Origin of the sequence: Citrobacter sp. 21OH12SH02A-Citro (genome assembly GCF_027919895.1) — a bacterium.
Classification (GTDB): Bacteria; Pseudomonadota; Gammaproteobacteria; order Enterobacterales; family Enterobacteriaceae; genus Citrobacter; species Citrobacter braakii.
Genome location: NZ_CP114801.1, coordinates 1,712,848 through 1,735,594 on the forward strand (window position 1 = coordinate 1,712,848; position 22,747 = coordinate 1,735,594).

General features: G+C 52.0%; 21 protein-coding genes. 14 read left to right on the forward strand and 7 right to left on the reverse strand.

The window, feature by feature from the left end; all coding sequences use genetic code 11:
• Positions 1-146: 146 nt before the first annotated feature.
• Positions 147-881 carry a class I SAM-dependent methyltransferase gene (locus O6D90_RS08150; RefSeq protein ID WP_016156970.1) on the reverse strand — a complete coding sequence of 245 codons (735 nt, stop codon included), beginning with the start codon at positions 879-881 and terminating at the stop codon, positions 147-149.
• A gap of 169 nt (positions 882-1,050) precedes the next feature.
• Here O6D90_RS08150 and mdtQ point away from each other — a divergent pair, with 169 nt between their 5' ends.
• Positions 1,051-2,490 carry a multidrug resistance outer membrane protein MdtQ gene (mdtQ, locus tag O6D90_RS08155; RefSeq protein WP_032931687.1) on the forward strand — a complete coding sequence of 480 codons (1,440 nt, stop codon included), beginning with the start codon at positions 1,051-1,053 and terminating at the stop codon, positions 2,488-2,490.
• 24 nt (positions 2,491-2,514) lie between these two features.
• Here mdtQ and O6D90_RS08160 read toward each other — a convergent pair whose 3' ends face one another.
• Positions 2,515-3,087 carry a DedA family protein gene (locus tag O6D90_RS08160; RefSeq protein ID WP_016153701.1) on the reverse strand — a complete coding sequence of 191 codons (573 nt, stop codon included), beginning with the start codon at positions 3,085-3,087 and terminating at the stop codon, positions 2,515-2,517.
• Positions 3,088-3,251: 164 nt separating this feature from the next.
• On the opposite strand from O6D90_RS08160, the gene O6D90_RS08165 reads away from it, so the two are divergent.
• Both O6D90_RS08165 and pbpG read left to right on the forward strand, forming a co-directional pair.
• Positions 3,252-3,839 carry a Yip1 family protein gene (locus tag O6D90_RS08165; protein WP_016153700.1) on the forward strand — a complete coding sequence of 196 codons (588 nt, stop codon included), beginning with the start codon at positions 3,252-3,254 and terminating at the stop codon, positions 3,837-3,839.
• Between the two features lie 180 nt (positions 3,840-4,019).
• The gene (gene pbpG / locus O6D90_RS08170) at positions 4,020-4,967 is read left to right on the forward strand and encodes a D-alanyl-D-alanine endopeptidase (protein WP_016153699.1); all 948 of its coding nucleotides are present in this window, start codon (positions 4,020-4,022) and stop codon (positions 4,965-4,967) included.
• Positions 4,968-5,067: 100 nt separating this feature from the next.
• Here the strand turns inward: pbpG and dld are convergent, their stop codons facing one another.
• Positions 5,068-6,777, reverse strand: a complete 1,710-nt coding sequence (dld, locus tag O6D90_RS08175) for a D-lactate dehydrogenase (RefSeq protein WP_016153698.1) — start codon at positions 6,775-6,777, stop codon at positions 5,068-5,070.
• A 232-nt stretch (positions 6,778-7,009) separates the two neighbouring features.
• Between dld and bglX the strand changes: the two genes are divergently transcribed.
• The 5 genes from bglX (at position 7,010) to O6D90_RS08200 (ending at position 13,280) form a co-directional block, all read left to right on the forward strand.
• Positions 7,010-9,307, forward strand: a complete 2,298-nt coding sequence (gene bglX / locus O6D90_RS08180; protein ID WP_016153697.1) for a beta-glucosidase BglX — start codon at positions 7,010-7,012, stop codon at positions 9,305-9,307.
• A 218-nt stretch (positions 9,308-9,525) separates the two neighbouring features.
• Entirely contained in the window at positions 9,526-10,443 is a 918-nt protein-coding gene (gene osmF / locus O6D90_RS08185) for a glycine betaine ABC transporter substrate-binding protein OsmF (protein WP_016156968.1), read from the forward strand.
• Positions 10,444-10,458: 15 nt separating this feature from the next.
• Positions 10,459-11,625, forward strand: coding sequence for an ABC transporter permease (locus O6D90_RS08190; protein WP_016156967.1), 1,167 nt, complete (start codon positions 10,459-10,461; stop codon positions 11,623-11,625).
• Positions 11,618-12,565, forward strand: coding sequence for an ABC transporter ATP-binding protein (locus O6D90_RS08195; RefSeq protein WP_016153694.1), 948 nt, complete (start codon positions 11,618-11,620; stop codon positions 12,563-12,565). The genes O6D90_RS08190 and O6D90_RS08195 overlap by 8 nt, the downstream gene beginning before the upstream one ends.
• The gene (locus tag O6D90_RS08200) at positions 12,549-13,280 is read left to right on the forward strand and encodes an ABC transporter permease (RefSeq protein ID WP_016156966.1); all 732 of its coding nucleotides are present in this window, start codon (positions 12,549-12,551) and stop codon (positions 13,278-13,280) included. Before O6D90_RS08195 ends, O6D90_RS08200 begins: the two co-directional genes overlap by 17 nt.
• Here the strand turns inward: O6D90_RS08200 and O6D90_RS08205 are convergent.
• Both O6D90_RS08205 and mlrA read right to left on the reverse strand, forming a co-directional pair.
• Positions 13,261-13,368: a protein YohO gene (locus O6D90_RS08205; RefSeq protein ID WP_003027354.1), complete on the reverse strand. Its 108-nt coding sequence runs from the start codon at positions 13,366-13,368 to the stop codon at positions 13,261-13,263. The genes O6D90_RS08200 and O6D90_RS08205 overlap by 20 nt on opposite strands.
• A gap of 74 nt (positions 13,369-13,442) precedes the next feature.
• Positions 13,443-14,174: an HTH-type transcriptional regulator MlrA gene (gene mlrA / locus O6D90_RS08210; RefSeq protein WP_016153692.1), complete on the reverse strand. Its 732-nt coding sequence runs from the start codon at positions 14,172-14,174 to the stop codon at positions 13,443-13,445.
• A gap of 225 nt (positions 14,175-14,399) precedes the next feature.
• Between mlrA and O6D90_RS08215 the strand changes: the two genes are divergently transcribed.
• The 3 genes from O6D90_RS08215 to O6D90_RS08225 are packed head-to-tail and all read left to right on the forward strand — an operon-like array spanning position 14,400 to position 17,318.
• A complete protein-coding gene (locus O6D90_RS08215; RefSeq protein WP_016153691.1) occupies positions 14,400-16,085 on the forward strand; it encodes a sensor histidine kinase in 1,686 nt (561 codons plus the stop codon).
• Entirely contained in the window at positions 16,082-16,801 is a 720-nt protein-coding gene (gene btsR / locus O6D90_RS08220) for a two-component system response regulator BtsR (RefSeq protein ID WP_016153690.1), read from the forward strand. Before O6D90_RS08215 ends, btsR begins: the two co-directional genes overlap by 4 nt.
• 46 nt (positions 16,802-16,847) lie before the next feature.
• A complete protein-coding gene (locus tag O6D90_RS08225) occupies positions 16,848-17,318 on the forward strand; it encodes a DUF1456 family protein (RefSeq protein WP_016156965.1) in 471 nt (156 codons plus the stop codon).
• Positions 17,319-17,360: 42 nt separating this feature from the next.
• Here O6D90_RS08225 and O6D90_RS08230 read toward each other — a convergent pair whose 3' ends face one another.
• Together O6D90_RS08230 and metG are read right to left on the reverse strand one after the other, a co-directional pair.
• Complete coding sequence (locus tag O6D90_RS08230) at positions 17,361-17,819, reverse strand: YehR family lipoprotein (RefSeq protein ID WP_016156964.1); 459 nt, start codon at positions 17,817-17,819, stop codon at positions 17,361-17,363.
• Between the two features lie 207 nt (positions 17,820-18,026).
• Positions 18,027-20,060 (reverse strand): methionine--tRNA ligase, encoded by a 2,034-nt coding sequence (metG, locus tag O6D90_RS08235; protein WP_016156963.1) that lies wholly within the window; start codon positions 20,058-20,060, stop codon positions 18,027-18,029.
• A gap of 164 nt (positions 20,061-20,224) precedes the next feature.
• On the opposite strand from metG, the gene apbC reads away from it, so the two are divergent.
• The 3 genes from apbC to yehD all read left to right on the forward strand — a co-directional run bounded on the left by apbC (position 20,225) and on the right by yehD (position 22,692).
• Positions 20,225-21,334, forward strand: coding sequence for an iron-sulfur cluster carrier protein ApbC (apbC, locus tag O6D90_RS08240; RefSeq protein WP_271143285.1), 1,110 nt, complete (start codon positions 20,225-20,227; stop codon positions 21,332-21,334).
• A 264-nt stretch (positions 21,335-21,598) separates the two neighbouring features.
• Entirely contained in the window at positions 21,599-21,880 is a 282-nt protein-coding gene (locus O6D90_RS08245; protein WP_016156962.1) for a DUF2574 family protein, read from the forward strand.
• A 272-nt stretch (positions 21,881-22,152) separates the two neighbouring features.
• The gene (yehD, locus tag O6D90_RS08250) at positions 22,153-22,692 is read left to right on the forward strand and encodes a fimbrial protein YehD (RefSeq protein WP_016156961.1); all 540 of its coding nucleotides are present in this window, start codon (positions 22,153-22,155) and stop codon (positions 22,690-22,692) included.
• The last annotated feature ends 55 nt before the right edge of the window (positions 22,693-22,747 follow it).

Here is a 22,747-nt window from a genome sequence, read left to right on the forward strand (position 1 = left end):
AATCATCTTAAACACGCCAGTTACCACCAATAACCCAATCAGAAAAATAACTAAAATAATCCACAGTAAGATTTTCATCAGCGTTCCTTTTTTGGTGAGTTCAGGTTAAGTATAGGAAAGCCTCTGAAAATCTTCCTGTAATGACCTTACTCCGGTTTACGTGCGCTGAGCAGAAACACCATTGGCCGCTCTTTTTCTTCATCCAGCGCCGGGTTTTCAGCAATCTGTTCAGCGGACGGTCCCCATTCATCGACACAAACGATTTCGAATCCGGCGGCTATCAGCGCATTAATCCAGGTCGCCAGCTTACGGTGCTGTTTTTTGACACCCTCCGCGAACCAGTTACTGATGCGTGTGCCTTCCTGCTGATAATGATTGACCGGCCAGGACTGTTGCCCGGTTTTATCTTTTATCCAACCTTGATTAAGCGGTGCAGTATAAATGGGATGCTCGGCAGAGAATACCAACATGCCTCCCGGTGTTAACGACTGGTAAATCGTTACGAATAATCGCGCGATATCGCGCAAATAGTGCAGGGCAAGTGAGCTATAAACCAGGTCAAAGGAATTTGGCGACAGGCAAAGCGTCTCGAGATCTTCACGGCGATAAACGATGCCATTACCCTGCGTCATGCTGTGCGCCTGAGTTAACATCTTTTGTGAAATATCCAGTCCCACTACGCTGGCCGCCTGGTTATCGCGCGCGTAGCGGCAAAACCAGCCATATCCGCAACCCAAATCGAGGATATTTTTTCCCTGTAGAGCGGGGAGCATCGCTTGTATTGTCGGCCATTCTGGCGCACCGTCGAGCCCTTTTACTGAACGGTCCAGCGTGGCATATCCGGCAAAGAACTCGGGATCGTCATAGATATTCTGTGACATAATGTCTCCATCCATAAATTATTAAAATTAATTAATCTAAATTATTTGTTGGGTGTATATTTTTCCGATTATATATTTTTATTGCCAAAGGTGTATTGCCACGCGTAACTAAAAAAGGAAACGCGACAAGTCGTAATCTCAGCACATCTTTTCTTACCTGTGTCTCTCCATGAATCGTAATTCTGCTTTTGTCACGACGGCATTGTTGCCGCTTTTTATTTTGATGTCAGGTTGCGCGCCGATGCATGATGACCGCCAGTCTCTGTCACAGCAGACCCCCGCTGCGAATGTCGATACCACATTGCCTGCGGCGTTAAAAAATGGCTGGCCGGACAGCCAATGGTGGAAGGCATACCATGACCCCCAGCTTAATGCGCTGATTGACAGCACGTTACGCAACTCCCCTGATATGCAGGTCGCGGAACAGCGCATTCAACTGGCGGAGGCGCAGGCTAAGGCTGTGGAGGCGCAGGATGGCCCGGAGATCGATTTCTCAGCAGATGTAGAGCGTCAGAGAATGTCAGCCGAAGGGCTGATGGGTCCGTTTGCCATTACCGATCCGGCCGCCGGGACGACCGGGCCGTGGTACACCAACGGCACCTTGGGTTTAACTGCTGGCTGGAATCTGGATCTGTGGGGTAAAAATCGGGCCGAAGTGACGGCACGTATTGGGGCCGTTAAGGCGCGTGAAGCCGAGCGCGAGCAAACGCGACAGGTGCTGGCGAGTGGTGTGGCTCGTCTTTACTGGGAATGGCAAACGCAGGCCGGGCTGAAAACCGTGTTGACGCAAATCGAAACCGAGCAGCAGAACGTCATTAACGTTGATCGTCAACTGTATCAAAATGGTCTTACTTCTTCGGTGGAAGGCGTTGAAACCGATATCGATTCCAGCAAAACAGAGCAGCAGCTGAACGATGTCAGCGGTAAAATGAAGGTGATTGAAGCGCGGTTGAGCGCGCTGACCAACTCGCAGTCCACAGCCCTGAAACTCCATTCGACCCCGCTGCCCGCGGTGGAAAGCCAGCTCCCGTCCCAGCTAGGTTATTCGCTGCTGGCCCGCCGACCGGATTTGCAGGCGGCGCACTGGTACATTGAGTCATCGCTGAGCAGCATTGATGCGGCGAAAGCGGCGTTTTATCCCGATGTAAATCTGATGGCATTTTTACAACAGGATGCGTTACATCTGAGCGACTTGTTTCGCCATTCCGCGCAGCAAATGGGCGTAACGGCCGGGCTGACGCTGCCTATCTTTGATAGCGGCAGGCTGAACGCGAATCTCGACATTACTCAAGCGCAAAGCAACCTGACGGTGGCGAATTACAACAAAGCCGTGGTGGATGCGGTGAATGACGTGGCGCGTGCAGCATCGCAGGTAGAAACACTGGCGCAGAAGAATCAGCATCAGCAGCAGATTGAGCATGATGCACTGCGCGTAGTGGGTCTGGCGCAGGCGCGCTTCAATGCCGGAATTATTGCGGGCTCCCGGGTCAGTGAGGCAAAGATCCCGGCATTACGTGAACGGTGCAACGCTCTGCTTTTACAAGGGCAATGGCTGGATGCCTCAATTCAGTTGAACCGTGCGCTGGGGGGCGGCTACCACGCTTCGTAACGCACCCGCCCGGTAGACATCGCGCTATCGGGCCGTACTTTTGCTGCTGCGTTTTTTTAACCACCACCGAACGCCTGGCACCAGCACAATCACCAGAGCCAGCCATATCCAGTGCTTAATATGCTGGTCGAGATTGTGTAGCCACGGCGCAATGACTTCTCCCCCCACGTAACCCAGAGTGGTAAATATCAGCGCCCACGCCAGCGCCCCCAGAATATTCAACGGCAGGAAAATTTTAGGCGGTAAATGGCTTGCGCCAATCAGCAACGGGCCGATCACGCGAAAACCATACATAAAACGGGTGCCAATTACGAACAGATAAGGACGGCGCTGGATCATTTTCTGCGCCCGGCGGATTTTGTCGCGATGTTTTGAGAAACGACGCAAAATTTTTCCACCGTAACGACGCCCAAGCAGATACAGCAATTGATCGCCAATCATCCCGCCCAGGGCCACAGAGATAACCACCAGAGGAAATTTAAGTAATCCCTGATGTGCCGCCACGCCGCCCAGCAGGGTAATGGTTTCACCTTCGGCCAAACTGCCAATGACCAATGCGGCGTAACCGTAATGTGCAATAAGACTGTTTATATCCATATGTCTGGATGACCTCCCGACGTTAAGCATACACCCTGTGAATCATCGTGGGGTTTAAAAGCGCTGAATTAGCGGTTCGTCATTTTTGTTGTTGTACAAAAATTAATCCAAAGCTGAATTATACTTGAACTGTTGAGGTCCGGAGCTGACAAGAAGGGGGCGGTATGAACCATGTCTGGGGGCTGTTTTCCCATCCCGATCGTGAAATGCATGTGATCAACAGCGAAAACGAAAGCGTTTCGCATCACTATACCCACCATGTACTGCTGATGGCGGCAATCCCGGTTGTTTGTGCGTTCATCGGTACCACACAAATCGGCTGGGATTTTGGCGATGGCAATATCCTGAAATTATCCCTGTTGACTGGATTTGCAATGGCGATTCTGTTTTACGGGGTGATGCTGGCGGGCGTTGCCGTCATGGGCCGGGTTATCTGGTGGATGGCGCGTAACTACCCGCAGCGTCCGTCGCTGGCGCATTGTATGGTCTTTGCCGGATATGTCGCGACGCCGCTTTTTTTAAGCGGGCTGGTCGCACTTTATCCGCTGGTCTGGCTGTGCGCATTAGTCGGGACTCTCGCGCTGTTTTACACCGGCTATTTACTTTATCTCGGCATTCCAACGTTCCTGAATATCACTCGTGAGGAAGGGTTGAGTTTTTCCAGTTCGACGCTGGCGATCGGTGTGCTGGTACTGGAGGTACTGCTGGCTATTACGGTAATCCTGTGGGGTTACGGCTATCGGTTATTCTGACGGATAAACCTGTCTACGCTGCGTTGTTGACGTAAAAGTCAGCAACGCAGCATTTCGAGACGATTCTCCTGTGGCAGCAAACCTGCCGGATCGTTATGATGCCTGAGCTAGCTTGAGATAATACTTAATCTCTGGCGGTGTGCGTTGTGACGTGCGTGAACCATTATCAGAAATCTCATCATGCTGAAATTCCGAGTTTCATTATTAAGCCTTGCCCTGGTGCTGGCCGTTCCTTTTGCACCCCAAGCCGTGGCGAAAACGGCAACTACCGCAGCGGCTTCTCAACCTGAGATAGCGTCCGGTAGCGCGATGATCGTTGATCTGAATACCAACAAAGTTATCTATTCGAACCACCCGGACCTTGTGCGTCCGATTGCGTCGATTACCAAATTAATGACGGCGATGGTGGTGCTTGATGCACGACTGCCGCTGAATGAAAAGCTGAAAGTCGATATTAGCCAGACGCCGGAGATGAAAGGCATTTACTCTCGCGTACGACTGAACAGTGAAATCAGCCGTAAAGACATGTTACTGCTGGCGCTGATGTCATCAGAAAACCGCGCGGCGGCGAGCCTGGCGCATCATTACCCGGGCGGATACAACGCGTTTATCAAAGCCATGAATGCCAAAGCGAAAGCGCTCGGCATGACTCAGACACGCTTTGTGGAACCCACTGGTTTGTCGATTCATAACGTCTCGACCGCCCGTGACTTAACCAAGCTGCTGATCGCCAGCAAACAGTATCCGCTGATCGGCCAGCTAAGTACCACGCGTGAAGATATGGCGACGTTTGCCAACCCTGCGTATACGCTGCCGTTTCGTAACACCAACCATCTGGTATACCGCGATAACTGGAATATTCAGTTAACGAAAACCGGGTTTACCAATGCGGCAGGTCACTGTCTGGTGATGCGCACGGTGATTAACAACAAGCCGGTGGCGCTGGTGGTGATGGATGCCTTTGGCAAATATACTCACTTTGCCGATGCCAGCCGTTTACGTACCTGGATTGAAACGGGCAAGGTGATGCCGGTTCCGGCGGCGGCGCTGAGCTATAAAAAGCAAAAAGCTGCGCAGATGGCGGCGGCAGGTTCGGCGAAGGGCGAGCAAACCGCACAGAACGATTAAATAAGATGTCTTATCCGGCCTACGCATAGCGAATGTAGCAGTAGGCCGGGCAAGCGAAGCGCCCCGGCAACATGCCCGGTAGCGCTTATCTTTTTCAGGTTTACGATTCTTTCCAGAACTTCTGCTTACTCGTTTTCCCAATACCCGGATTCATACTGTTGGTGGGGTCATTCTCACGGTAAAAACGGGTCAAGGTTTCCGGTGCCTGATACAGATGCCCGACGTTATGCTCTGCCGGATACTGCGCCCCACGCTCACGCAGGAGTTCCAGCATCTGCTCTTTGAGCGCATGCGCATCCACGCCTTTTTTCACGATGTAATCCTGATGGAAAACGTAACACATAAAGTGACCGTAATAGAGTTTGTGCACCAGTTGACTGTCGATCTCTGGAGGCAGATGCTCGTACCATTCGGTGTCGTTACGGCGCAGCGCGATATCCAGCGCCAGAATATCTTCCACCTCATCCGCATGCACGGCCTGATAACGAATAGCCGCGCCAGCCGCCGCAAAGCGATGCAAGAACGCCTTGCTGCCTTCTTCCGCCGTACAGGCAAAGAAGTCGCCTTCAGCGGTTTTGAAATACTCGCTTAGCCAGTTTTGGGCTTCAGCCACGCCGCCACCGGCCATTTTTAACAGCAGGTGATGCTCGTACTTATCGCGCCAGCTTTTCATGCGCGCCGGTAAGTGGCTGGGGAACAAATGACCAAATTTCTGCATTGCCCGGTCGGTGAAGTGAGGACGGAAAATTTTCACTTTTTCCAGCATCGCATCGGTGCGGCCTTTCAGGGTGAAGAAGAACGGCATTTTGTCGGTGCCGAGCTTGTCGATCATCAGAAACGTATCTTTGCCGTATTGCTCAGCGATGTCGTAAATATCGCGGTGCATATATTCACCGGCGACCGGCAGATGCTCGAATTTTGCCAGAATATGACGGCGGATCTCCGTCAGCACCTCTGGCTGGTTGGTGCCGATGTAAAAGACCTGCTGGTTTTTTTCGGCTTCGAAGGTGTCCAGACGCACGGCAAAGACCGCGAGCTTGCCTGCACAACCGGACGATTCAAACAAGCGATCCGGGTCGGCGTTATAGCGTGCGGGCGTGTCCGCGTCGATATCTCTGACACGGGTAACGTAGTCGTGATCGTGCGCGTGACGCCCGTCGTGGCGAACATCGTCATCTCTAATACGCTCGTCATCCAGTTTGCTCAGGATCTGCTCCGGGGTCTGGCCCAGCTCAATACCCAGATGGTTAACCAGCTGTAATTTTCCCTGTTCGTCAATACGCGCAAACAGCGACATCTCCGTGTATGCCGGGCCGCGCTGTACCAGCGAGCCGCCGGAGTTGTTGCAAATGCCACCGATAACCGAAGCGCCGATACAGGAAGATCCGATTACCGAATGCGGCTCACGGCCAAACGGTTTGAGCGCTTTTTCCAGCGAATAGAGCGTGGTTCCTGGATAGGCCAGCACCTGTTCACCTTTGCCGATGACGTGCAACTTATCAAGACGCAGGGTGCTGATAATGACAATCTCGCGGTCGTAATCATTACCGCTCGGCGTAGACCCTTCGGTCAGGCCGGTGTTAGCGGCCTGCATCAGGATAATTTTATCCGCGGCGACGCAGGCGCTCAAAACGCGCCACAGTTCTAAAAGCGACCCGGGGAACACGACGGCAAGCGCATCGCCCTGGCCGGAGCGGAATCCCTTGCGATAGCGGGCGGTTTTAGCAGGTTCTGTCAGCAGGTGTGAATGACCCACCAGACGGGTCAGTTCATTCAGGAAAGCTTTATTATCTGTTGTAATGGAAGACATTCTCCACTCCTTGTGGTGGGACTCAATATCAGGAACAAGCATAGCGCTTTGTATGACAATACGCTTTCTCATTCATATTGTCTCTGGTTCGTCTTTTACTGATTCGCGCTGGTTTCGAAAATTAGGAGAATAACCTTAGCTTTCTTTATCGCTCCCGTTTAGTCTTACGGCAAACTGCGGTTTTTGTTATATTTTCGCTGCCTCGTCGGGAAAAAATAAAGAGAGAATCAACATGAAATGGCTATGTTCTGTAGGTGTCGCGGTGAGTCTGGCATTGCAACCAGCGTTGGCGGACACTCTGTTTGGTAACCATCCACTGACGCCAGAAGCGCGGGATGCCTTCGTTACCGATTTACTCAAGCAGATGACCGTGGATGAGAAGATTGGGCAACTGCGTTTGATAAGCGTCGGGCCTGATAACCCGAAAGAAGCCATCCGCGAGATGATCAAAGACGGGCAGGTTGGGGCAATTTTTAACACCGTCACGCGCCAGGATATCCGCAAAATGCAGGATCAGGTGATGGATCTCAGCCGCCTGAAAATCCCTCTCTTTTTTGCCTACGACGTATTGCACGGTCAGCGTACCGTATTCCCGATAAGCCTCGGTCTGGCGTCCTCCTTTAATCTTGATGCGGTCAGAACCGTTGGTCGAGTGTCTGCGTATGAAGCCGCCGATGATGGTCTGAATATGACCTGGGCGCCGATGGTCGATGTCTCGCGCGATCCGCGCTGGGGCCGCGCCTCGGAAGGGTTTGGCGAAGATACGTATTTGACCGCCACGATGGGCAAAACCATGGTGGAAGCGATGCAGGGTAAAAGCCCGGCCGATCGCTATTCGGTGATGACCAGCGTCAAGCACTATGCCGCCTATGGCGCGGTTGAAGGCGGCAAGGAATACAACACTGTCGATATGAGCCCGCAGCGTTTGTTCAACGACTATATGCCACCGTACAAAGCCGGACTGGACGCCGGTAGCGGTGCGGTGATGGTGGGGCTTAATTCGCTGAACGGCACGCCGGCGACTTCGGATGCATGGCTGTTAAAAGACGTCCTGCGCGATGAGTGGGGCTTTAAGGGCATTACCGTTTCCGATCATGGCGCGATTAAGGAACTGATTAAGCACGGCACTGCCGCCGATCCTGAAGATGCGGTGCGTGTGGCGATCAAGTCCGGCATCAACATGAGCATGAGCGATGAGTATTACAGCAAATACCTGCCGGGGTTGATTAAGTCAGGTAAGGTGACGATGGCGGAGCTAGACGACGCTGCGCGTCATGTGCTGAACGTGAAATATGATATGGGCCTGTTTAACGATCCGTACAGCCATCTGGGGGCCAAAGAATCTGACCCGCAGGACACCAACGCGGAAAGCCGTTTGCACCGCAAAGAGGCGCGTGAAGTGGCGCGTGAAAGCCTGGTGCTGCTGAAAAACCGTCTGGAAACATTGCCGCTGAAAAAATCCGCCACCGTAGCGGTTGTCGGTCCGCTGGCCGACAGCAAGCGTGATGTGATGGGGAGTTGGTCTGCTGCCGGGGTTGCCGATCAGTCGGTAACGGTGCTGACGGGGATTAAAAATGCCATCGGCGAGCAGGGCAAAGTGGTATACGCCAAAGGGGCGAACATCACCAACGACAAAGGCATTGTCGACTTCCTCAACCAGTATGAAGAGGCGGTGAAGGTTGACCCGCGTTCGCCGCAGGCGATGATTGATGAAGCGGTTAACGCCGCGAAGCAGTCTGACGTAGTCGTCGCGGTAGTTGGTGAAGCGCAGGGTATGGCGCATGAAGCCTCCAGCCGCACCGATATCACCATTCCGCAGAGTCAGCGTGACCTGATTACCGCGCTGAAAGCCACGGGCAAACCGCTGGTTCTGGTACTGATGAACGGTCGTCCGCTGGCGCTGGTTAAGGAAGATCAACAGGCCGATGCGATCCTCGAAACCTGGTTTGCCGGGACGGAAGGCGGTAACGCCATCGCCGATGTGCTGTTTGGCGATTACAACCCGTCAGGCAAGTTGCCGATGTCTTTCCCGCGCTCTGTCGGACAGATCCCGGTCTATTACAGCCATCTTAATACCGGTCGCCCGTATAATGCCGATAAGCCGAATAAGTACACGTCGCGCTACTTTGACGAAGCGAACGGTCCGTTGTATCCCTTTGGCTATGGCCTGAGCTACACCACATTCACGGTTTCTGATGTGAAACTCTCTTCTCCGACGATGAAGCGTGACGGGACCGTGACGGCCAGCGTGCAGGTGACCAACACCGGCAAACGCGAAGGTGCGACGGTGATTCAGATGTATTTGCAGGATGTTACCGCTTCAATGAGTCGTCCGGTAAAACAGCTGAAAGGTTTTGAGAAGGTGAATCTTAAGCCGGGTGAAACCCAAACCGTTAGCTTCCCAATTGATGTTGAAGCGCTGAAATTCTGGAACCAGCGTATGCAATACGATGCCGAACCGGGCAAGTTCAACGTCTTTATCGGCGTGGATTCTGCCAGAGTGAAGCAGGGCGAATTTGAACTGCTGTAATTGATATCATGCCTGATAGCGTGACGCTTATCAGGCCTGCGAAATCGTACCATCCGGTAAACTCACTTTGGGTTTGCCGGATTTTTTTTATTGTATTATCGCCTTACCGCGAGTAACTCTCAGTGTTACTACCCAATTGCCAGGTTAAGGCTTGATTTTTCGACTATGCTTTTTCCTCAAGTCTCTGAAAAGGGCCGTAAAAGAATGAGGAGTGCAGCATGATAATTTCAAAAGTTTGGGTGGGTTCGCTGGCGTTATTAGCCGCGATCAGCTTGCCCTTACAGGCCGCGTCACCCGTCACGGTCGGTTCAAAAATAGATACCGAAGGGGCGCTGCTCGGCAACATTATTTTGCAGGTGCTCGAAAGTCACGGCGTGAAAACCGTTAATAAAGTACAGTTGGGTACCACTCCGGTGGTGCGTGGGGCAATCACCTCTGGTGAACTGGATATTTATCCGGAATATACCGGCAATGGCGCATTCTTTTTTAAAGATGAGAATGATCCTGCATGGAAAAATGCGCAGGCCGGTTATGACAAAGTGAAAAAGCTGGACGCAGAGCAAAATAAGCTGATCTGGCTAACGCCTGCGCCCGCCAACAACACCTGGACCATTGCGGTTCGCCAGGATGTCGCGCAAAAGAATAAGCTTGAGTCCCTTGCCGATTTAGGCCGTTACCTGAAAGACGGGGGGACGTTCAAACTTGCCGCCTCTGCGGAATTTATCGAACGGGCTGACGCGCTGCCTGCCTTTGAAAAAACCTATGGTTTCAAACTGAATCAGAATCAGCTGTTGTCGCTGGCGGGGGGGGATACCGCGGTGACGATTAAAGCAGCGGCGCAGCAGACCTCTGGGGTCAATGCAGCGATGGCCTACGGTACCGACGGTCCGGTTGCGGCGCTCGGTCTGCAAACATTAAGCGATCCGCAAGGGGTCCAGCCCATTTATGCGCCAGCGCCCGTTGTGCGTGAATCGGTGCTGAAGGACTACCCGCAAATGGCAGAATGGCTACAACCGGTATTTGCCAGCCTGGATGAAAAAACGCTGCAACGGCTGAATGCCAGTATCGCCGTGGAGGGGCTGGATGCGAAAAAAGTCGCAGCAGACTACCTGAAGCAAAAAGGATGGGTGAAGTAACGGAGTTTGCAGCAGGTGGGTGTTTTGTCGAATATTTCAGTAAATCGGGTGCTGTTGCTGCTGGTGTTTCTTACCATCGCGGCGGCAGCGCTTCCTTTCATCAGCTATGCTCCCAATCGCCTGGTTTCCGGTGAAGGGCGTCAACTCTGGGATATCAAACCCGACATGGCATGGGGATTAGCGGCGGCCTGTGTGCTGCTGTTTCTTCTGTGCTTTGTACCGGGAAAATCCGGCAATATATTGACGCTTATCGTTAGCCAACTGTTGGTGATTGCGGTGCTGGTCATCGCCGGCACAACGGCAACGTATTTGGCCCAGACGGGTAGTCCTCTGGCCAGAACCAGCCTGGGCAGTGGGTTCTGGTTAGGGCTGGGAGTGATGCTGCTGGCAGCCAGTGACGCCATTCGTCGCATCACCGAACGGGCGTCGTGGCGTTGGTTATTGCACGCACAAATATTCATTTTGCCGCTGGTGTTACTGCTCTCCGGTACGTTTAACGATCTTTCTCTGCTTAAAGAATATGCCAACCGCCAGGATGTCTTTAACGACGCGCTGGCGCAGCATCTGACGATTCTGTTCGCTACCGTGGTGCCCGCGCTGCTCATTGGCGTGCCGCTGGGCGTCTGGTGTACTTTTTCTGTCTCCCGTCAGGGGCCGGTATTCGCGGTACTGAACATCATCCAGACTATTCCCTCCGTCGCGCTGTTTGGCCTGTTAATTGCGCCGCTTGCCGGACTGGTGAAGCACTTTCCCTTGCTGGGTTCACTTGGCGTAGCGGGAACCGGTCTGACGCCTGCGCTTATTGCGTTGGTGCTGTATGCGCTCTTACCGCTGGTTCGCGGCGTAGTGGCTGGATTGAATCAGGTTCCACGCGATGTACTTGAAAGCGCCCGGGCGATGGGGATGAGCGCGCGTCAGCGGTTTATCTCGGTGCAGTTTCCACTGGCGCTGCCGGTCTTCTTGCGCAGTTTGCGAGTGGTGATGGTCCAGACGGTGGGAATGGCGGTGATAGCCGCGCTGATTGGTGCAGGGGGATTTGGCGCGCTGGTCTTTCAGGGATTGCTCAGTAGCGCCGTTGATTTAGTGCTGTTGGGCGTGATCCCGGTCGTTGTGCTGGCTGTGTTGATTGATGCGCTGTTTGATTTAGGGATCGCGCTGCTAAAGGTATCGAATAATGATTGAATTTCGCCATGTCAGTAAAACCTATGGCCAGCAAAAAGCCGTCGACGACCTGAACCTGCAGTTAGGAGAAGGCAGCTTTTCGGTATTAATTGGCACGTCAGGTTCGGGCAAGTCTACCACGCTAAAGATGATCAACCGGCTGGTTGAACATGACAGCGGGCAGATCCGTTTCGCCGGGGAGGAGATCCGCAGCCTGCCGGTGCTGGAGTTACGACGGCGCATGGGGTACGCGATTCAGTCTATTGGTTTGTTTCCCCACTGGACCGTCGCGCAGAATATTGCCACCGTACCGCAGCTGCAAAAGTGGTCACGTTCACGTATTGATGACCGAACAGATGAACTAATGGCGCTACTGGGCCTCGAGGCGAGTTTGCGTCACCGTTATCCGCATCAGCTCTCCGGTGGACAACAGCAGCGGGTTGGGGTTGCGCGTGCGTTGGCCGCAGATCCGCAGGTGCTACTGATGGATGAGCCTTTTGGCGCGCTGGACCCGGTCACCCGCGGCGCGCTGCAGCAGGAGATGACGCGTATCCACCGTTTATTGGGACGTACCATTGTGCTGGTGACGCATGATATCGACGAGGCGCTGAGACTGGCGGAGCATCTGATTTTGATGGATGCGGGAAAAGTTGTGAAGCAAGGCACGCCGCTGTCGATGCTCACTGCGCCAGCGAATGATTTCGTGCAAACTTTTTTTGGCCGCAGTGAACTGGGCGTAAGGCTGTTGTCGCTGCGTACGGTAGGGGATTTTATCCGTCGCGGTGAACACTCAGACGGCGAGCCGCTGGTGGATGAGATGACGCTACGTGATGCATTGTCGGTGTTCGTGGCGCGTGGCTGCGATGTCTTGCCGGTCGTGACGCCGCAGGGGTTACCCTGCGGGACGCTTCATTTTCGCGATTTGCTTTCGGAGACGCCGACCCGTGAAACGTCTTGCTGATCCATTGCTATGGCTTGTTGCGCTGTTTCTGATCCTGTTGGTGGGGTTGCCCCACAGTCAGGCCCTGTTTAGTTCGCTATTTCCGGCGCTGCCGCGTCCCGTGTATCAGCAGGAAAGTTTTACGGCGCTGGCGTTGAGTCATTTTGCGTTGGTGGGGATTTCAAGCCTTATTGCCGTCATCATTGGCACCGGCGCGGGAATAGCGGTAACCCGGCCCTGGGGCGCGGAATTCAGGCCGATGGTGGAAACGATTGCCGCCGTGGGGCAGACATTTCCTCCGGTCGCCGTGCTGGCGATCGCCGTACCGGTGATGGGGTTTGGGCTTGAACCCGCGATTATCGCGCTGATTTTGTATGGCGTGTTACCAATCTTGCAGGCAACTCTGGCAGGACTCGGCGGAATTTCTCCCAGCGTGATGGATATCGCCAGCGGAATGGGCATGAGTCAGGGCCAGCGGCTGCGTAAAGTGGAGTTGCCGCTGGCGGCACCGGTTATTCTGGCGGGAATTCGCACGTCGGTGATTATTAATATCGGCACCGCTACGATCGCGTCAACCGTCGGGGCGAACACGCTGGGCACGCCGATTATCATCGGCCTGAGCGGGTTCAATACCGCCTATGTGATTCAGGGGGCACTGCTGGTCGCGCTGGCTGCGGTGATAGTTGACCGCGGGTTTGAGCGATTAGCGAGCCACCTTACCCGGCACGTAAAATGAATGTGTAGCCTGCCAGCATGACGCCGCCGATACCGCCGATGGCCATCAGCAGGAAGAGGGTAATGACACCGATTTTAGCTGCGCTCATTATGCACTCCTTATGTGAATCTAAGGATTGTACACGTTTGTTAACAGAATATTAAGAGCCGATCCTGGTTGGCTTTAAATACCGAGTGGATAAATATCGTGACCTAACGCGCGCCATTCGTTCAGTTGTTGCTGCTGAGCGGGCGTTTGGCTTTCGCCGCACCAGACCAGTAAGGTTCGGCCTTCAAACAGCTCTGGTCGCAATTGGTTTAGCGAGTGGGCGAGGACGTCAACGCGCCATCCCTGCTGGCTGGCTACCCAACCCTCCAGCCATAAGCGGGTGGTATCATGAATGTTCCAGCCGACAACCAGGGCATCTTTCCCCTGTTTCTTGCGCGCAGAGGCCAGACAAATCGCGATGTAGTTGATGAGGACACCGTCGAGGATCCCCAGTAACGCCTGCAGGATCGGCTGCTGACATTGCAGGCGGCGGCGTAACGGAATGAACAAATGGGTGTTGAGCGTTTGTGCGGGATAATCCTGACCGCGCTCTTTGATCCACATCCTGAGGCTATGCAGATTATTACTTTGCAAATAGCTCAACAGCGTTTCTTGCTGTTCGCGCCAGCCGTTATGCACATCAATGTTCTCATTGCTGAGCAACATTTTTACCTTACTGACCTGAACGCCGTTATTTATCCAGCGTTTTATCTCACGGATCCGGTCGATATCCGCGTCGTTAAACAGGCGATGCCCGCCGTCTGTTCGCTGCGGTTTCAGTAATCCGTAACGCCTCTGCCACGCGCGTAAAGTGACAGGGTTGATATCACAAAGCAAAGCCACTTCACCTATTGTGTAAAGCGCCATCGTCGTCTCACTTATGCTCGCGAGGTCCCAGTTTTACTTTAGACGCTCTTTTGCGAACCAGGTAGTTTTGTCTGTTTTTTGATCAACAAATGGGTGAATTTGTAGTCATGCTCGCGCTTTCGAGTGATCGTTCTCACAAATTCCTTTTTTTTTGCAACACTTCAAAGAAAGTTACGCGCAGCCCATGTATGTTACGCGCTTTTAAGTGATGTGTGGTTGGCAGGTATGTACGAGTTTAATCTGGTGTTGCTGCTGCTTCAGCAGATGTGTGTGTTTCTCGTTATCGCGTGGCTCATGAGCAAAACGCGTTTGTTTATCCCGCTGATGCAGGTCACGATTCGGCTCCCGCACAAGCTGCTTTGCTACGTTACCTTTTCCATTTTCTGCATTTTGGGCACCTATTTCGGGCTGCACATTGATGATTCTATTGCTAATACCCGAGCTATCGGCGCGGTGATGGGCGGGCTGCTTGGCGGCCCGGTGGTCGGCGGTTTGGTCGGCCTAACCGGTGGCTTACATCGTTATTCAATGGGCGGAATGACGGCGCTCAGTTGCATGATTTCGACCATTGTCGAAGGTTTGCTCGGCGGGCTGGTGCACAGCGTGCTCACCCGTCGTGGCCGTACCGATAAAGTCTTTAGTCCACTGACCGCGGGTGCCATTACTTTTGTCGCCGAACTGGTGCAGATGCTGATCATCTTGTTAATCGCCCGGCCGTTTGACGATGCGTTTCGGCTGGTCAGTAATATCGCCGCGCCGATGATGGTGACGAATACCGTGGGCGCAGCCTTATTTATGCGTATTTTGCTCGATAAACGGGCGATGTTTGAAAAATATACCTCTGCTTTTTCTGCCACTGCGCTCAAAGTTGCCGCCTCAACGGAGGGGATTTTGCGCCAGGGGTTTAACGAGGTTAACAGCATGAAGGTCGCTCAGGTGCTGTATGAAGAGCTGGATATCGGTGCTGTGGCAATTACCGACCGCGAGAAGCTGCTGGCATTTACCGGCATTGGTGACGATCACCATCTACCCGGAAAACCTATTTCGTCGTCGTACACCCAACGGGCGATAGAAACCGGAGAGGTGGTGTATGCCGATGGGAATGAAGTCCCTTACCGCTGCTCTTTGCACCCGCAATGCAAATTAGGCTCGACGCTGGTGATCCCTTTGCGGGGGGAAAACCAGCGGGTGATGGGGACCATCAAACTGTATGAAGCCAAAAACCGCCTCTTTAGCTCGATCAACCGCACGCTGGGGGAAGGGATCGCTCAACTGCTTTCGGCGCAGATTCTGGCCGGGCAGTATGAGCGGCAAAAAGCGATGCTCACGCAGTCGGAAATCAAACTCCTGCATGCACAGGTGAACCCCCATTTTTTGTTTAATGCGCTCAACACCATCAAAGCCGTGATCCGACGTGATAGCGAGCAGGCCAGCCAACTGGTGCAGTATCTGTCGACGTTCTTTCGCAAAAACTTAAAACGTCCGTCGGAGATTGTGACGCTGGCTGATGAAATTGAGCACGTTAATGCCTATCTGCAAATTGAAAAGGCGCGATTTCAGTCGCGCCTGCAGGTGACTTTAACGGTGCCAGATGCGCTTTCGTATCAGCAATTACCTGCCTTTACCCTACAACCTATTGTGGAGAATGCCATTAAGCACGGTACCTCTCAGCTACTGGATACCGGCGAAGTGTCGATTACCGCCCGCCGCGAAGGGCAGTATCTGATGCTGGATATTGAAGATAACGCCGGGTTGTATCAGCCAACGTCTGAGGCCAGCGGATTGGGTATGAATCTGGTTGATAAACGACTGCGCGAGCGGTTTGGCGACGATTTTGGCATCAGCGTAGCGTGTGAACCTGACCGCTTTACCCGAATCACTTTACGACTTCCTCTGGAGGAACTGGCATGATCAAAGTGCTGATTGTCGATGACGAACCGTTAGCGCGGGAGAATCTGCGGATCCTGTTGCAGGCGCAAAGCGACATCGAGATCGTCGGCGAATGTTCGAATGCGGTGGAAGCCATCGGCGCGGTACATAAACTGCGTCCGGATGTCCTGTTCCTTGATATTCAGATGCCGCGTATCAGCGGTCTGGAAATGGTTGGCATGCTTGATCCTGAGCATCGTCCGTATATTGTTTTCCTTACTGCCTTTGATGAATATGCGGTGAAAGCTTTTGAAGAACACGCGTTTGATTATCTTCTCAAACCGATTGAAGAGGCGCGACTGGAAAAAACGCTGAGCCGTTTGCGTCAGGAGCGCACGAAGCAGGATGTATCGCTACTGCCGGAGAATCAGCAGGCGCTGAAGTTTATTCCGTGCAGCGGCCACAGCCGAATCTATCTGCTGCAAATGGATGACGTGGCGTTTATCAGCAGCCGCATGAGCGGCGTGTATGTGACCAGCAGCGATGGTAAAGAAGGTTTCACCGAACTGACGCTCAGAACGCTGGAAAGCCGTACACCTTTGCTGCGCTGCCATCGGCAATATCTGGTGAATATGGCGCAATTGCGGGAGATCCGTCTGGAAGAAAACGGTCAGGCCGAACTGATTTTACGCAACGGGCTGACAGTTCCGGTAAGTCGCCGTTATCTTAAAAGCCTAAAAGAGGCGATTGGACTGTAAAACTGATACACTGCGCGCCATTGCATCACCGACAGTTGAAGGCTCTATGCTAAGTAACGATATTCTTCGTAGCCTGCGCTACACCCTGAAAGCGAACAATAACGACATGGTGCGTATTCTTGCGCTTGCTGACATGGAATCCACCTCCGCAGGTTTTGATACCTGGATGACAAAAGAAGATGAAGCCGGGTTTATTCGCTGCCCGGATATCATTCTCTCCGGATTTTTAAACGGTCTGATTTATCATCTGCGTGGTAAAGACGAGTCTGCGCCGGAACTGGCGCTTGAGCGTCGTGTTAACAACAACACGGTGCTGAAAAAGCTGCGTATCGCCTTTTCGCTGAAAACCGATGATATTCTTGCCATTATGACCGAGCAGAAGTTTCGTGTGTCGATGCCTGAAATTACCGCCATGATGCGCGCGCCGGATCATAAGAACTATCGCGAATGCGGCGATCAGTTTCTGCGTTACTTCCTGCGGGGTTTGACGTCGCGAGTGCACAAAACGAAAGCGTAAAACGACGCTGGCGACCGCGATGAATATCGGGTCGCCAGGGTGTTATTTCACTTCTTTAAAACCCGCCGATTCCATTACCGTTTGCATTTGCTTCATGCTGATATTTTTATCGGCTTTCTCAGAAAGCTTCATCCCGGAAATTGCCTGCAACGCTTTTATATCGACTTTTTCCATATCAATAGTGACATTTTCCTGTGCGTAGGTATCTGTATAGGTGAGCTTTTCTTCTACGCCTGCAATATTTTGATATTTGGCGCTTAACGCATCGAATACTTTTGCGGCTTCCTCTTTATTGCTGGCGCCGACAGACGCATAGCTGATTTTACTTTCGGAGCTTTGTTTCAGAACTTTGTCACCTTTATAGGTGTAAGAGACGGTGATATCCGAACCGTTAAGATTGGCATTGAATGTTTTCGTTTCTTCTTTATCACCACAACCCGCCAGGGAAAAAACCACAACCGATGCCACGGCGAGAGAAACTAATTTTTGTAACGCTGTCATGTAAAACTCCATTTTATGAATATCGAATGCTAAATAATAACGCCAATGAATATGAGGGCCGGGCGGCCTTAATAGCAGAGCAGTATAGAATAAATCTAATAGCGATGGCTAAGCAGTCCGAAAATGGAGTGGGGGAGTGTGTTTAAGATTAAAGGTAAATCACTCAGCAAAAAAAGCGCTGCAGTTGCAGCGCTCGAGATGTCTGATTTATTTCACCTGTTGGCCAGGTTTTGCGCCTTCGTCCGGGCTTAACAGGAAGATATCTTTCCCGCCAGGACCTGCCGCCATGACCATCCCTTCAGAAATGCCGAAGCGCATCTTACGAGGTGCCAGGTTAGCAACCATAATTGTCTGACGTCCAACCAGGGTCTGCGGATCCGGATAGGCAGAACGAATACCAGAGAAGACGTTACGCTTCTCGCCACCAAGATCCAGCGTCAGACGCAGCAGTTTGTCAGAACCTTCCACAAACTCGGCGTTTTCAATCAATGCCACGCGCAGGTCAACTTTGGCGAAATCGTCAAAGGTAATGGTTTCCTGAATCGGGTCATCCGCCAGCGGGCCGGTTACCGGTGCGGCAGCGGCCTTCACTTCTTCTTTCGACGCTTCCACCAGCGCTTCAACTTGTTTCATGTCGATGCGATTGTAGAGCGCCTTAAAGGTGTTGACCTTGTGACCGAGCAGCGGTTGCTTAATGGCATCCCAGCTCAGCTCGCTGTTCAGGAAAGCTTCTACACGTTCAGCAAGCGTTGGCAGAACCGGTTTCAGGTAAGTCATCAGGACGCGGAACAGGTTGATACCCATGGAGCAGATCGCCTGCAGGTCGGCATCGCGGCCTTCCTGTTTAGCAACGACCCACGGAGCCTGTTCGTCAACGTAGCGGTTTGCCACATCGGCCAGCGCCATGATTTCACGGATAGCTTTACCAAATTCACGGCTTTCCCATGCTTCGCCAATCACCGCAGCAGCGTCAGTGAAGGTTTTATACAACGCCGGGTCGGCCAGTTCAGCAGCCAGTACGCCGTCAAAACGCTTGCTGATAAAGCCTGCGTTACGTGATGCCAGGTTGACTACTTTGTTGACGATATCGGCGTTTACACGCTGAACGAAGTCTTCCAGGTTCAGGTCGATATCATCAATGCGTGAAGAAAGCTTCGCTGTGTAGTAGTAGCGCAGGCTGTCGGCGTCAAAGTGCTTCAGCCAGGTGCTGGCCTTAATGAAGGTACCGCGAGATTTGGACATCTTCGCACCGTTTACCGTCACATAACCGTGTACGAACAGGTTGGTCGGCTTACGGAAGTTGCTGCCTTCCAGCATCGCCGGCCAGAACAGGCTATGGAAGTAGACGATGTCTTTACCGATGAAGTGATACAACTCAGCGTCGGAATCTTTCTTCCAATACTCATCAAAACTGGTCGTGTCGCCGCGCTTATCGCACAGGTTTTTGAACGAACCCATATAGCCAATTGGTGCATCCAGCCAGACATAGAAGTACTTGCCTGGCGCATCCGGGATTTCAAAACCGAAGTATGGGGCATCGCGGGAAATATCCCACTGCTGCAGGCCGGATTCGAACCATTCCTGCATTTTGTTGGCGACCTGCTCCTGCAACGCGCCGCTGCGTGTCCAGGCCTGTAGCATCTCGCTGAATGACGGCAGGTCAAAGAAGAAGTGTTCGGAGTCGCGCATTACCGGCGTCGCGCCAGAAACGACGGATTTCGGCTCGATAAGTTCGGTCGGGCTGTAGGTTGCGCCGCAGACTTCACAGTTATCGCCGTACTGATCCGGAGATTTACATTTCGGGCAGGTGCCTTTAACGAAACGGTCCGGCAGGAACATGCCTTTTTCCGGATCGTAAAGCTGGGAGATAGTACGGTTCTTAATAAAACCGTTCTCCTTCAGGCGCGTGTAAATCAGTTCAGACAGCTCACGGTTCTCTTCGCTGTGCGTAGAGTGGTAGTTGTCATAGCTGATGTCAAAACCCGCAAAATCAGTCTGATGCTCCTGACTCATTTCACCGATCATCTGCTCTGGCGTGATCCCAAGCTGCTGTGCTTTCAGCATGATTGGCGTACCGTGTGCGTCGTCCGCGCAGATGAAGTTAACCTGGTGGCCGCGCATTCGCTGGTAACGGACCCAGACATCAGCCTGGATGTGCTCCAGCATATGGCCGAGGTGGATAGAGCCGTTGGCGTACGGCAGCGCGCACGTTACCAGAATTTTCTTCGCGACTTGAGTCATAGTGGGCAATTACTTCTTTTGTAGTGAAAAGGGCTTTGATAGTACCAAAATGGTAATTACTGCGCCAAGCGATAAGGGCATTTATCCGTAAATGAATAATTGTTGCGGTTGGAGTAAACTACCTGGTGACTATTGTATTTTCAGAACAACAAAAAGGAGTCGGGATGAACGCACAATCCCAGGCCAAATCACCAGAGACCCTGCGCGCGATGGTTGCCGGGACGCTGGCGAATTTTCAGCATTCAACCCTGAAGCATAATCTGACGACGCTTAAAGCGTTGCACCACGTCGCCTGGATGGATGACACGTTGCACGTTGAGCTGGTCATGCCGTTTGTCTGGCAGAGCGCGTTTGAGGACTTAAAAGAGCAATGTAGCGCCGATCTGCTGCGTATTACTGGTGCGAAAGCGATCGACTGGAAACTGTCGCATAACATTGCGACGCTGAAACGCGTGAAAAACCAGCCGGGCATTAATGGTGTAAAAAACATCATCGCCGTCAGTTCGGGTAAAGGTGGCGTGGGTAAATCCTCTACTGCCGTGAACCTGGCGCTGGCGCTGGCTGCGGAAGGGGCGAAGGTAGGGATACTGGACGCCGATATTTATGGCCCGTCAATCCCGACGATGCTCGGTGCGGAAAACCAGCGTCCAACCTCTCCAGACGGTACCCATATGGCGCCGATCATGTCTCACGGCCTGGCGACAAACTCTATTGGTTATCTGGTTACTGACGATAATGCGATGGTGTGGCGTGGCCCGATGGCCAGCAAAGCCCTGCTGCAGATGCTGCAAGAAACCTTATGGCCGGATCTTGATTACCTGGTACTGGATATGCCGCCGGGTACGGGTGATATCCAGTTGACGCTGGCGCAAAACATTCCGGTCACGGGGGCTGTTGTGGTGACCACTCCGCAGGACATCGCGCTGATCGATGCGAAAAAAGGCATCGCGATGTTCGAAAAAGTCGAAGTGCCAGTGCTGGGTATTGTTGAGAATATGAGTATGCATATTTGCAGCAACTGCGGTCATCACGAGCCAATCTTCGGCACCGGTGGCGCGCAGAAACTGGCTGAGCAGTATCACACCCAACTGCTGGGACAGATGCCGCTGCATATTTCTCTGCGTGAAGACCTGGATCGTGGTACGCCGACGGTCATCAGCCGTCCTGACAGCGAATTTACCGCCATTTACCGCGACCTTGCAGGACGTGTCGCTGCCCAGCTCTACTGGCAAGGGGAAGTGATCCCAGGTGAAATTGCCTTCCGCGCGGTGTAATTAATAGCGTTACAAATATTCACTGTATCAATAATTCATTGATGCAGTGAATATATTGGATGAAAAATCTCACTCAATTATTTATCCGGACTGTATAATTCATGTCTTTTTCTGAATAAACACCCTCAATGCATCATTTAAATTGATCAAATTGGTCGAATTAATCTACAATCTCAATTAGTCTTAGCGAGGCAGTTAATCCATAATCTACTGGAAAGACGGCTTGTGTGCTGTTTCCCAACCGATACAGGAATAATGAACGTAATGAAAAAAAATTTATTCTTGGGAGTTATTACTTTGGCTTATGGAATGAGCGCTTCTGCTTTCGCCACAGATACTGCCACCCTGAATATCAATGGTCGGGTAACTGAACCCACCTGTAGCGCTGATGTTGTAAATAACGAAGTGCAGCAACGCTGTGGCAATGCCATTTCCTTTTCAAACGTCAGAGCGGGTGTTTACAATCCAACAAAAGGTGCGGTAACTGAAATTGTTACTATCACCGGTGACGCTACACGACAAATTGTGATGACGCGTTACGATTAAACGTCTTTTATCAGCCATGCATTATTATTGTGAATAATAAGTGGCTGATCATTTCTCTGAAGAATTCCATTTCGACAGTTAATCTCGTAAATTTATTAATTTAAAAGAATAAAAAAATCGACTGATTTGTTTCTATTATATTGCGCTTTGCAATTTGTTTTAAATCAATAAAACAACGCGTTTACATTGCGGTAACGTTTCTGGTGTGCGAATTTAATTTCACGGGTTAAGTCCTCTTAACCAATAGAAGTTAATTCATTAAGGAATATACGATGAAACGTTCAATTATTTCCGCTGCTGTTCTGTCCGCTGTAGTTATGAGCGCTGGGGCTTTTGCTGCTGATTCTGATCAGGGTGAACTGATTATTACTGGTAAGGTAGTAGGGACCACCTGTAAATTTACAGGGGATACCACTGCGACCATTGGTATGAACCAAATTGGTGCTGACAGATTAAATGCCTTAAGTGCTGGTGGTGTTTATGAAGGATACTCAAATAAAACCACCGTGCCATTGACGGTTGAATGTACAGGAAGTAAAGCACCAAAAATTACTTTCTCCAGTTCTCAATTTGACAGCAATAATAAATATATTACACGAAATACCGCAGCAAATAATGGTGCTGGCTTCACCGTTTACTATGGTGATGATTTTACTAAACAGGTTAACCCCGATACAGGTATTGAGTTAACTAAAACTGCGGACAATAAATATACTCTGAACTTTAGCGCACGCTACGCGAAAATTGGTTCTGCCGATGTCTCCGCTGGTGATGTGGCCTCTTCGCTGACGATGACTGTTGTTACTGATTAAGATGACTATCCTGTTTGTCGGCGGCTCCGGCCGCCGATTATTTCCGCAGTAAGGA